Origin of the sequence: Veronia pacifica (assembly GCF_001707825.1) — a bacterium.
Taxonomy (GTDB): Bacteria; Pseudomonadota; Gammaproteobacteria; order Enterobacterales; family Vibrionaceae; genus Veronia; species Veronia pacifica.
This window is the reverse complement of record NZ_LYBM01000009.1, coordinates 64,154-76,231: the sequence shown is the minus strand read 5'-3', so window position 1 is coordinate 76,231 and position 12,078 is coordinate 64,154. Positions and strand designations below refer to the sequence as shown.

Below are 12,078 nucleotides of genomic sequence, written 5' to 3'. Positions count from 1 at the left end.
TGAAAACGGTAATTGAACGATAATGGCTTATAGTACTTTTTCTAAAGAAAAAAACGATGCGTTGAAAGAACCTATGTTCTTCGGACAGTCTGTGAACGTCGCGCGTTATGATCAGCAAAAGTATGAAATATTTGAAAAGCTGATTGAGAAGCAGCTCAGTTTCTTCTGGCGTCCGGAAGAGGTCGACGTATCGAACGATCGCATCGACTATAACCGTCTTCCTGAGCATGAAAAGCACATTTTCATCAGTAACCTTAAGTATCAGACGCTGCTCGATTCAATTCAGGGCAGAAGCCCGAACGTTGCATTGCTGCCGCTGGTGTCGATACCTGAGCTTGAGACGTGGATAGAAACATGGTCATTCTCTGAGACCATACATTCGCGCTCTTATACCCACATTATCAGAAACATTGTGGCTGATCCGGGTGTGGTTTTTGACGACATCATTGGTAATGAGCAAATCATCAAACGAGCTGCAGACATTGCTCACTTTTATGATGATTTAATTCAGGCGACCAATGATTATCATCGTTTCGGTGAAGGTGACCACACGCTCAATGGTGAGGAAGTTTCAGTCTCATTACGCGAACTGAAAAAGAAACTCTATCTGTGCCTGATGTCGGTCAACGCGCTGGAAGCTATCCGCTTCTATGTTAGTTTCGCGTGCTCGTTTGCTTTTGCAGAACGCGAGCTGATGGAAGGTAACGCAAAAATTATCAAACTGATTGCGCGTGATGAAGCACTTCACCTGACCAGTACACAGCACATGGTCAACATTCTGCGCAGCGGTGATGACGATCCTGAAATGGCAGAGATCGCCGCTGAGTGCGAGCAGGAGTGTTTTGATCTGTTCAAGAAAGCTGCTGAGCAGGAAAAAGAGTGGGCGGAATACCTGTTCAAAGACGGCTCGATGATTGGACTTAACAAAGACATCCTTTGTCAGTACGTTGAGTACATCACTAATCTGCGAATGAACGCGGTAGGTTTAAAATCGCCTTACCCCGGTGCTTCACAAAACCCTATTCCATGGATCAATGCGTGGTTATCTTCGGATAACGTTCAGGTTGCTCCGCAGGAAGCAGAAATCAGCTCTTATCTTGTCGGTCAAATTGACAATGACGTGAGCATTGATGATCTGGGTGAATTCGAGCTATGAACCGAGTCCAAATCACGGTTAACGGTCAGACGCTGGTGGGTAACTCCCACCAGCATCTCCTCGAACAACTGGAGCATGCTGGCCTTGCGCCGGAGTATCAGTGCCGCAATGGCGTTTGTGGTGCGTGTCGTTGTAAGTTAGATAATGGTAGTGTCGATCAGAAAGATGCAATGGCCTACTTGTCCGCTGGCGAGATACTTACCTGTCAGTCGACTCCCCTGTCAGATGTCGAGCTGACATTTGATTATCAACTGGTTACCCGGGCAAAAGCGGTCAACGAGTAAAATCATTAAAAATCATAAGGTAACCTTATAACTTTCAGTTAAAGTTATCATTTCAAACAGCCCCTTTTTCCCCATACTACTGTTAGCAACTTGAGTGACATATTGATATGAAGTCTTTCTGCCACTCATGCGGTTATCTGTCAGCCTGAGATATGTTGCTCTTCCAGTAAGTTGAGTGAAGCAATAACCGGGAACATCGACTTTTTTTCCAACCAACGTCTTAACAAATCCAGCATCAGTGTCGACAAATAATGCCGATAATCATCCTGTGTCATCGCCTTGCGCGATGAAACCCTGATTCCCCAATCGCCCTCTAAAGTCGACAGGGCAATAGACACCTTGCCTTCGATATTTTTACCGCACGCCAAGGCAACACTGGTACCCGCATTCTCTCTTGCCGCAGATGCCATCGCTATCGCAGCGGCCAGCGGGTATTGTTCAGCATCGTCAACCTGTGCTCTTTCTGATAGCACCCAACCTTGTATGAAATGTTGCTGACATTCATATTCGCTTTGCATCGCATTGGCTAACCAGCCGCCAGTGAACTGTTCAGCGAGGGCTACGGTGATCTCCCGCTTGGCAAGCAACTCTCCAACATGATTTAACATTGGCTTGCCATCGCCAACGATATGCTCGCCTAATTTCTCTCTCAGCTCATCAATAACGTCAGGCACTTGTTCGGCAGACCTCGGGGAAAATAGTTTTACTTCTATAAAAGGTAGCGCCGAGCGATAGCCTATCTCAAAGCCGTCGGGTAAAGAGAGAGCATCAAAACTGTCATTTAATACCGCTTCAGATAAGCCGTAAGTGTAAAGACGCTGCACATCGCGGGCAGCGTTATTCGGTGCCATCGCCTTCAGACGAGGTAAGATTTGTTCGTCAAACATCATCTTAAATTCGCTGGGAACACCCGGAGTAAAGAAGAACACACTGTCATTCAGAACAGCAACAAAACCGCATGCACTTCCTATAGGGTTATCAAGGATTTCAGCCCCCGTTGGTAACATTGCCTGCTTGATATTACTCTTGGGCATCTCACGACCGTCACGTTCAAATCTGGCTTTTAGCTCTGCCAGCCAATCTGTGTTCAGCTCAAGCTCAACGTCCATTGCCGCTGCCATGGCCTGACTGGTCAAATCATCTGTCGTCGGGCCCAAGCCTCCATTCACAACCACCACATCAGAGACCAGACTGCACCGTGTAAGTTCAACGGCGAGGTCGTCGAGAGAGTCCCCTACTGTCACCCGACGGTGAAGAGGAAAACCTTGTTCAAAACAGTTGCGGGATAGCCAGGAGGCATTGGTGTCGTTGATATCTCCATGAAGCACTTCTTCACCGGTGCTGATCATTGCAATTTTTATTGATTGATTCACCTATATTCTCCCAGTACAACATACAGTTAACTGATTATGCGCCCATCATTACTTGACTGGCAAGCCAAGTAACCGTACAAATATAGTTACAACAACTGTATTTTTATTGTTACACTCTCAGGAAAGTCGCGCAAAAAACCTCTCTTTTATATCACGTTGCTCAGAAAGCAGTCATTGCGCGGTCAAATAGAACAAGTCACTCGATACATCGCTCTTCAGGTTGTTATTACATGCAAAACAAATTATTTGGCAGTGCCCTTATTATCGCTGGTACCACTATCGGTGCCGGTATGCTCGCCCTCCCTCTGGCATCGGCTGGACTCGGTCTTGGCCTCTCTGTCTTCATCATGGTGGGAATGTGGACGTTAATGACATTCACAGCCATGCTGATGCTGGAAGTACACCAACATGCACCTGCTGGTGCGACACTGAACACCCTCGCCCACCAGTTCCTTGGTAAGAAGGGCCAATGGTTTGCTAATTTTGCTACCATGTTTTTGCTTTACGCACTCTGTGCGGCATACATCGCAGGGGGCGGAAGTCAGTTACAAACTAAATTAGCCTTACTCACGGAAACGTCTCTGCCCTCTTCTGTCGGTGTTGTTGGATTCACATTACTTATTGCCACTATCGTCAGCCTTGGCACCAGTAAAGTCGACTTAATCAACCGTGGTTTGTTTGCGCTAAAGATCATTATGCTGATATTGGCACTGGCTCTGCTTACCCCACATATTTCATCGGGACACCTGGTCGAGATGCCTTTGGAGAAAGGCCTGCTGCTTTCCGCTATCCCAGTCATATTCACGTCCTTTGGTTTTCATGGCAGTATTCCTTCAGTGGTGGCTTATGTCGGGCTGGATGTTCGTGCATTGCGTAAAGTCATGGTTGTGGGATCGGGACTGCCTCTGCTTATTTACGTGTTCTGGCAAGCAGCGAGCCTCGGCAGCATTGGACAGGCCCAGTTAATCACTAATGATAATCTCGCCGGTTTTATCATGCTTGTTGGTCAGGTTGTTCACTCAGAGACTATCGCATCGGCGATATCTGTATTTGCTGATCTCGCTCTGGCAACGTCTTTCCTTGGTGTTAGCCTCGGTCTTTTCGACTTCCTCAGAGATGCACTTAATCGAGAGTCTTCTGGTGTGGGCAGGCTTCAGACATCGGTATGTACCTTTTTGCCGCCAATGGTTGTTGCATTATTTTATCCTCAGGGCTTTGCTGCTGCTTTGGGTTATGCCGCTATTGCCCTGGTCATGCTCGGCGTTGTATTGCCTGTCCTCATGGCCAGAAAAGTCAGAATGGAAGGACTTAACAAAGGAAAATATCAAGTTGCTGGTGGCAGTTTATCGCTAATGTTGGCGTTGCTCATCGGTATGGTGATCATTTTGATCCAATTGATCAGTGCTGCTTCATAACAGCAATGACCCGGACGCATTTTATCTGCGCCCAAATAGCCCGTGATACATTACAGAATGTCACGGGCTGAGTGTTTTCTCAGTGGTTAACTTTATGTGTAAGCGGTATGCGAATAATACTGGCAGACTGAACGTCTAATTAATTAAGAGACCAATACCAGCCAACGAGCACAACACCAAGACACTGTGTTTGACCCAAATGGGATTTATCCGTTCAGCAATGGTATATGCCAAATGAGAGGCTAGAAATACGAAAGGCAGAGCGAAAGCGCCATACTGAATATGAATAATGCCGAAATGGCCGGTATAAAGTAGTGTTGCAATGGACAAGAGACAGCTGACAACAAAATAGAAAGCGAGATTAGCCCTAAGCTGATGTGCCTTGGCATTTTGCAATACCAACGCCATTGGTGGACCACCTACACTGGTTGTCGTCCCCATAATTCCAGAGAAAAAACCTGCAATAAGCATATTGCGGTTGCTCGGTTGAACACTGACGCGAAGCACGCTCAACAAGACTGAAGACAATACAGCGACGGCGAGCACGACCTTGATCAATTTTAGCGAGAAGACGGTCAATATCACGCCTCCTACAGCGGTACCCGGTACACGCCCTATAAATGCCCAACTTAGCCCCCCAATTGACAGATGAGAGCGATACTGCCACGTGTTGACCAAGCCAAGGCAGAGCGCGACGAAAGTAATAGTGCCCGGTACGTGTTGAGGGTCAATGACTAACAAAAGAGGCGCAACCACGATAGCTAGACCAAACCCAACCAGACTCTGAACAAGCGCGCCAAAAGCCAAAAGGATTGCGACGGAAAAAAGAGAAATTAAATCGATACTCATGGGTAAAGTCTGGCCTGAATCAAAATATTTCGTGGTGTCAGGCTACGGTGACAAAATTCACCAATCTCTACGTGATAGCCCATTTGCTGGAGATACATCGCCCGGTCCAAGACTAACCAAGACTCAAGTAAACGTCGGAAAACAGTTCGGACTGTTTCCATCTGCTCTACCACGTAAAAACGCTTTTCACCTTTGCTGAGAAAAGACTGAAAATCCGTATTCTCAGGCAGCGAGAGGCCTTTTTCAGTCGCGGCCCACAAACAAAAGGCCTCAAAGCCCTCGTTTAACAATGATTTTTTTATGCTCGGTACTGCTAGGTAGGTGTCAGTATTGAGCAAACTGCGCTGGAGTAAATCAAAGCCTAAGCGAAAGCTGACTTCAATAAATCGCTTATTGCGAACGGTATTTCCAGCCGTCACTGTTTCCTGAAGAGGAAGTTTTAGATCATCTTTGGAAAGAACGAGTTGGGACCCTCTTGCGGGTTCGGACAGAGGTTGGTAGACCTTGGCCTGAATTAAGTGATAGCAGCAGGGAGAAATACTGACTGCAGGTATCTTTGCCGTGGTTGCATGGTTAATAAGAGTCACGTGAAGGTCACCACAGGCATGTAAGGCGACAGCGTGATCGCAGTCTTTCACCCATTGCTGACTGTCAGCTGAGAATGCATCTGACTGAACAAAATCCATTTTTAGCTGATGCTGTTTCGCATAATCCGCCCCCTGATCGCAAAGCGATTGCTGCCATTCCAGCGTTGTCACTTTGGCATTGGTGCGTTGAGTGATCAGTCGTCCCAGAAAACCCTTACCTCCGCACCACTCGAGCCAGTTTTCCCCTTCCGCAGTGAGACTCTCAGTAAATGCATTAATTTGCTGCCACTTCCTGCCCGGTATACCTGTCGAGAGGTGGTTATCTGGGTACACTTTATCTTTTGTCGATAGGGGCCAAGATGTGGATTCCATCGTCTCAACAAGCTCGGGGATCCATTGCTCAATCTCTCTGGCCAGACAATGACTGTTTTGCTTCCATTCCGCTAAGGTGTCAAGCTTCTGACTATTGAGCCATTCACACAACGTGGGGAACTCCTCTTTCCAAGGCAGTTCAAGAAAATCGAAAGGCTTATCTCGCCAAAGAGGTTGAAAACGGGTCAGGAATCGATCGATTTTTTCAAACGAATCACAATATGAAGAAGACGGTTTTCGCAAGGTATGCTCCGCTGAAGTAAAACACAGATGACGAATTCGTCGACTGAAAATCTTGAAACAAAATTATATACAAAAATAACCTTCAGGTGCAGAATCAAACGCTGAGGAATATGAAAGGTTATTATCGGAAACTCGCAAGGTGCGATTGAAAATTATGCAGGCTACGCTCAGTAAAATCTCGGTCGTGTCAAACGATTCTGCCGTCACCGTCGAACGCATTCCAAATTATTGATTAACCTTGCAGCAGGCAAAATGAAAACCGATAAAACTCCGACAGAACGAGAGTTTTTAGCTAAGATCGAAAGTAGTATAAATAAAGTATATAATTCGGTGGGATCTCATCCTGCCTCATTCAGTTTTTACAGGGAAACCGGACATTGCCTAGTAACATCGTCTTAATTGTTGGTCTGTGCGTCGTTCTGCTTGGACTTATTGTGGGCTATAACATGATTGCCCAACAGCGCCAGCGAGTTGAATCATCTAAACGCCAGGAGTTAGCGAAGTACATCGCTGTTGTCGATGCGACAGAGGAGTTGGTTGGCAATGCTCACAACCTCCCTTACAGCGGCTCTCTGATGATTTGTCTTAACAAAAAAATTCTCGATTCGCTCAAAGCCATGTATGCAATTGATTCAGGTGATAAGTCTATCCAACAGCGTATTAAGGACGTTCAAACCCAGATCAGCCAGTTGCAGCAAAGCTATCAGAGCAAAGACTCAACCGCTTTTCGTGTACCGGATAACGACCGGGACGCAATATCTATGCTAAAGCTTGTGAAGAGACTGCGTGCAGTCATTCAAGCTGAGCATACTAAAGGACACATGCACACGCAGGAATTTGTCGCTGAAAACTCTCGCCTAGAGCAAATGCAAATGAAAATTAACGTTGAGAATGTGCTCAAACGTGTAAATGATGCGAAAGCGAAAGGTCAGATGGGCACAGCACAACAACTTCTTAAGAAGGCACTGGACGTAGTCAGCGCCAAAAACGACCCCTACTGTGTGCAAGCTAAAGAAAGCCTCGGCCAAGCCTATCAAGAACTGACTGATAGCCTCAACAAAGGCTTTGAAGAGGCAAGACCGAAAGACGAATCCAATGAGGAGCTGGACGAACTATTTGCTCCCAAAAAGAAATGGTAACGAGCTTCCCAAAGCCGAGACAATCAAACCTGCTTCCGAGCAGGTTTTTTTTCAGCTTATTGTTCACTTTTTTATCGATTATTTTGTGACTAAAAAATATTATGTATGCTTGTCAGTTGAACATCATGTAAATGTGATATCAGTTATGAAAAACCCCTCTATTATTGTGTGCACCTCTACCTTTTGAGTGATAACCTGACAGTTAATTCGCTTGGTAAATTAACTGCTCCCGGCGCGTATCTGCAATATCCAAATAAGAAGTGATTATTTTAAGCTATGAGAATTTCAGTTGTTCAAAGAACCGTCATTGGTTTTTCTTTGATGTTTTGCCTGATTGCCATACTCAGCAGTGTCAGCTTTTTTAACGCTAAAAGCATGCAGAGCAAAATCGAGCAAATCACGGAAAAATCGACCCCTGTTGTTGTCGCCTCCAGCCACCTGATCAATCAATTGATTGAGACCAGCCTCTTTGTGAAAACCTTTGGTAATGCTGGACAGAATAGTGATATGGCTGAGTTCAACAGATTAATGACTCAATACCAAAGGACGCTTGACGATATCAGCCTAAAGATGACTGAAAGCAACGAGCAAAGAACCCTTTCCATCATTGCTATGGAATCAACCCGTTATTTTGACGAGGCCCAGTCGCTTATCTCCCTCAAGCAGCAATTGATTGAGGTTGATAAACAAGACCACGCTTTGTCACTCAAGTTCATGAGGCTCGAGGACACCTACCAATGGGCCGCTGATCTGTTACTGCAAAAAGCATCAACACAACGCTCTTTGCACAATCGCGCGGAGCTTATCACCAGTGGTATTGCCAGAGATCTTAAAAACCTTCGTCGCGCTGACAGAGATACTGATTTAATCAGCTTGCGAAAAACCTTGACGAAAGACATTGAGATTGCGTTGAAGCGCTTGCAGCGTATCGCAGTTCCCGAAGATGTAAAACAACGCTTTACCAAAAACCTGAACCGTATTGCTGAATTTACTCTGGGTGCAGATGGTCTCATTGAGACACTTAACCAGCAGAATCAATTAGTAAACCGTATCAGCGAGGCAACCTTCTCTGTCGAAAGCCAGTTGAATAATATTCAAGAGCAGCTCAATGACTATGTCGAACATGCAAATCAACTCGCGATACAAAGCAAGCTTGATGCTGACAAAGCACTGAGTGATGCCTTGTTCTCAGTGATCACAGGTACACTGATTTCCGCCATTATTGGTCTATTCGTTGTGATAAGCACGACCAGAAAAATTCAGCGCCCGCTGTCTAAAATTCGCCGTGTTCTCAACCAGCTCACCGCTGGAGACATGCGTCAGCGCACAAACTACATCAGTCAAGATGAGTTTGGTGAGCTGAGCCGTGCCATCGATAGCATGGCCGATACCATGGCAAGTACTCTGGCACAGTTTGGCTCTGGTGCGAATCAGGTACTTGATGAGGCAAGCCGCTCTGCATCAGTCAGTGAAAACTCTCGTCACCGCGCAGAAGACCAACGTTCAAGAACCGAACAAGTGGCAACAGCGATTGCCCAAATGGAAGTCAGTGCTAAAGAAATTGCCCGGGCAACGGAAATGACAGTGTCTGAGGTCGATAGTGCTAATCAGGCTGCAGATAATGGCAGAAATCAGGTCACGCTTAGCCGTGAACTCACTGAATCTCTGTCTGCTAATGTCGAGCAGGCCGCTACAGATATGGCGCAACTGAGTCAATACTCAGCAAATATCGGCTCGGTATTGCATGTTATTGAAGAGATTGCAGAACAAACTAACCTGCTTGCCTTAAATGCAGCCATTGAAGCTGCCAGAGCAGGTACTCAGGGACGTGGATTTGCTGTTGTTGCCGAAGAAGTTCGCGCCCTTGCCAACCGAACCCAACAATCGACAGAAGAAATTAAGGCGATGATCGGTAACCTGCAGGACAACGCGGGCAAGATGGCCGATAGCATGGCCAACAGTCAAAAACAAATGTCTGATTGTCTCCAGCAAACCCGGATCACCGACGACATGCTGCAGGATATTGCTGGTCGCATGACCGCCATACAAGAGATGGCAGTGCATGTTGCGCAGGCAACAGAAGAGCAGATAAAAGTCAGCACAGATGTTGCTGAACACATACATGGTATTGCAGTCGTCGCATCTGACGCAGAAAAAGATGCCGTAGCCTCTGCCGAAAACAGTGCTTCGCTGTCAGAGCTGGCGAGAGGTCAACAATCACTTATTTCAAAATTCCGTGTCTGAGGTAGTTGGCATGAAAAATTGTTTTTTACTTTCACTTGCCAGCTCACTACTGGTCTCAACCTTCAGCTTACCTGTGATGGCTAAAAGCACCATAGTTATTGATGCGTGGAGAAAAGACGATGCAATCTGGCAACAAAAAATTATTCCTGCATTTAATAAACATCATCCAGAGATAGAGGTCATTTACCGCTCTGCTGACGACTCGCAGCCCTTCGATCAACAGCTACAAAGCAGCCTGAAAAATGGGACTGCGGGTGATTTAATCACTTGTCTGCCTTTCGATGGTTCACTGAAGCTATTTCAACAAGGTGTTCTGAAAGAGGTCACCGAAATGGAGGGAATCGAAAATTTCCCAAGTTTTGCTCAGGCGCCTTGGCAAACCGACTCAGGCGCACAAACCTTTTGTCTTCCCATGGCATCAGTCATCCATGGCTTTCTATACAACAAAGCTATTTTTAAGCGGTTGGGAGTGAGCAAACCAAGCACTACAGATGATTTTTATCGCGTACTCGACAAAGCGAAACGCGCGGGTTACGTGCCGTTGGCAATGGGAACAAGAGACAAATGGGAAGCCGCCACCATGGGCTTTCAAAACATAGGCCCTACCTACTGGAAAGGGGAAGATGGCCGGTATGGGCTTATTGAAGGCAAGGAAAGAATCGACAGCGAGCCCTACAAAGAAACGTTCAGACAGCTCTCACGCTGGTCTGACTATCTCGGTAACGGCTATCAAACGCGTAGCTATAGGGATACCATTTCCCTTTTCGCTGATGGAAAAGCGGCAGTTTACCCGGCAGGTTCGTGGGACATACTGACCTTTAAAGATAAACTGGATCTTGGTGTTTTCCGCCCGCCGGTTAAACGTCGGGGTGATGCTTGCTACTTCAGTGAACATACTGACCTTGGTATGGGAATCAATGCCCAAAGTAAAAACCCGGAAGCAGCTGAGACTTTCCTGAAATGGATGACAACAGCCGAATTTGCGGATTTGCTGACAAATGAGATTTCAGGCTTCTTCTCTCTGTCTAATCACTTTATTGATGTAAAGGACCCTATTGCCAAAGAGATGATGTCGTGGCGTGACGAGTGTGACTCAACTATTCGTAATACGGCGCAAATCCTTTCCCGTGGCAAACCGAGTCTGGACCGACAGGTGTGGGAAACGAGTGTGGGTGTGCTGAATAAGACAATGACGCCTGACACGGCTGTCGATACACTTCAGCAAGGACTGAATAGCTGGTACCCGCCACAGCAAAATACACAAAAAGAGTCTGCCGCTGTTAAGTGCATAGCAATGTAACTTTTGTTGTATTTATTAGTAACAACAAAAAAGGCCCGCTGTGGGCCTTTTTGCTATTCACGCACTGATATTACAGATGTTTATTAGTAAACGGGTAACTCAATGCCGTCAAACAAACGTTCGAGTTTCTCGCTACTTTGCTGCTGCATTAACACGTTCTCCATCAAACTCTTGGTCAGATGAGGTGAAAATGAAGACAGAAAATCATACATGTAGTTTTGCAGTAAAATATCTTTACTGAAACATATCCATGCCTTGCAGGGCTCGAAGAGATGATCAAGATTGATATACATTAGCCCTGTATTTTCAATATCTCTCGCGGCCAGCGTTGAAATCACACCTATGCCAAAGCCCAGTTGCACGTAGCGTTTGATGACATCAGCATCCATTACCGTCATGAAGTAATTAGGAGTGACACCCTCTTTCTCAAATGCTGCGTCCTGTACCTGCCGGCCTGTCGCACTCGGCTCGTAGCTCAGGATAGGATATTCGGCCAATTGCTTTAACGTCGGTTTATCAATCTCTGCCAGTGGATGGTCTTCCGGTACCACCAATCCCAACGTCCAAAGATATGCGGGTAACATGACTAAGTCGTTATCCATCCCAACGTCGTGGGCCACAATGGAGAAGTCTGAATGACCTTTACTGATCACCCCTTTCGTTTGTAGCGGTAGCGTTGGCTGCAAATGAAAATTGATATTCGGATACTTTTGCGTAAAGTAAGAAACACTGTTTGGCAGCAAGTAGCGGGCAATGGTATGCGTAGTATAGATATTAAGGGTACCTATACTCGGGTCGAGATGTTCGTTTGCCAGTGCCTTTATTTTTTGCTCAAGCGCAAGCATACGCTCGACTTGATCAAGAATTTTCTCGCCTATTGGCGTGATCCCGCTGAGGTTTTTCCCCCGGCGCTCAAAAATCCTCACTCCCAACTCTTTCTCAAGCAGACCCACCTGTTTACTTACACCAGGCTGAGTGGTGAACATAGACTGAGAGGCGGCAGAGACATTGAGGTTATTATCCTTAATAGCCTTCAGATATTTTAGTTGCTGCAGTTTCAATCTCTTACCTCTGACTCCAAAAAAAGGTTCGCTTATCTGAGAGTATAAGAGGCAC

Annotated in this window: 10 protein-coding genes; 6 read left to right on the top strand and 4 right to left on the bottom strand. The window is 46.2% G+C overall.

All coding sequences use genetic code 11. The features are described 5' to 3' along the window. Positions 1-22: 22 nt before the first annotated feature. Together nrdB and A8L45_RS07040 are read left to right on the top strand one after the other, a co-directional pair. Complete coding sequence (gene nrdB, locus A8L45_RS07045) at positions 23-1,156, top strand: class Ia ribonucleoside-diphosphate reductase subunit beta (RefSeq protein ID WP_068900638.1); 1,134 nt, start codon at positions 23-25, stop codon at positions 1,154-1,156. Next, on the top strand, positions 1,153-1,440 hold the full coding sequence (locus A8L45_RS07040; RefSeq protein ID WP_068900636.1) for a 2Fe-2S iron-sulfur cluster-binding protein: 288 nt from the start codon (positions 1,153-1,155) through the stop codon (positions 1,438-1,440). The genes nrdB and A8L45_RS07040 overlap by 4 nt, the downstream gene beginning before the upstream one ends. 140 nt (positions 1,441-1,580) lie before the next feature. On the opposite strand, the gene A8L45_RS07035 is transcribed toward A8L45_RS07040, so the two are convergent. Further along, entirely contained in the window at positions 1,581-2,813 is a 1,233-nt protein-coding gene (locus tag A8L45_RS07035; protein WP_245680664.1) for a CinA family nicotinamide mononucleotide deamidase-related protein, read from the bottom strand. A gap of 230 nt (positions 2,814-3,043) precedes the next feature. Between A8L45_RS07035 and A8L45_RS07030 the strand changes: the two genes are divergently transcribed. Further along, positions 3,044-4,228, top strand: a complete 1,185-nt coding sequence (locus tag A8L45_RS07030; RefSeq protein ID WP_068900635.1) for an aromatic amino acid transport family protein — start codon at positions 3,044-3,046, stop codon at positions 4,226-4,228. Positions 4,229-4,363: 135 nt separating this feature from the next. Here the strand turns inward: A8L45_RS07030 and A8L45_RS07025 are convergent, their stop codons facing one another. Continuing rightward, a complete protein-coding gene (locus tag A8L45_RS07025) occupies positions 4,364-5,077 on the bottom strand; it encodes a sulfite exporter TauE/SafE family protein (protein ID WP_068900633.1) in 714 nt (237 codons plus the stop codon). Then, positions 5,074-6,279, bottom strand: a complete 1,206-nt coding sequence (locus tag A8L45_RS07020; protein ID WP_068900631.1) for a methyltransferase — start codon at positions 6,277-6,279, stop codon at positions 5,074-5,076. The genes A8L45_RS07025 and A8L45_RS07020 overlap by 4 nt, the downstream gene beginning before the upstream one ends. A gap of 446 nt (positions 6,280-6,725) precedes the next feature. Between A8L45_RS07020 and A8L45_RS07015 the strand changes: the two genes are divergently transcribed. The 3 genes from A8L45_RS07015 (at position 6,726) to A8L45_RS07000 (ending at position 10,962) form a co-directional block, all read left to right on the top strand. After that, complete coding sequence (locus A8L45_RS07015; RefSeq protein WP_245680666.1) at positions 6,726-7,418, top strand: DNA repair protein; 693 nt, start codon at positions 6,726-6,728, stop codon at positions 7,416-7,418. A gap of 375 nt (positions 7,419-7,793) precedes the next feature. Beyond that, the gene (locus A8L45_RS07005; RefSeq protein WP_245680663.1) at positions 7,794-9,662 is read left to right on the top strand and encodes a methyl-accepting chemotaxis protein; all 1,869 of its coding nucleotides are present in this window, start codon (positions 7,794-7,796) and stop codon (positions 9,660-9,662) included. A 10-nt stretch (positions 9,663-9,672) separates the two neighbouring features. Then, positions 9,673-10,962, top strand: a complete 1,290-nt coding sequence (locus A8L45_RS07000) for an ABC transporter substrate-binding protein (RefSeq protein ID WP_068900623.1) — start codon at positions 9,673-9,675, stop codon at positions 10,960-10,962. A gap of 83 nt (positions 10,963-11,045) precedes the next feature. On the opposite strand, the gene A8L45_RS06995 is transcribed toward A8L45_RS07000, so the two are convergent. Beyond that, positions 11,046-12,023, bottom strand: a complete 978-nt coding sequence (locus tag A8L45_RS06995) for a LysR substrate-binding domain-containing protein (protein WP_068900621.1) — start codon at positions 12,021-12,023, stop codon at positions 11,046-11,048. Positions 12,024-12,078: the final 55 nt, after the last annotated feature.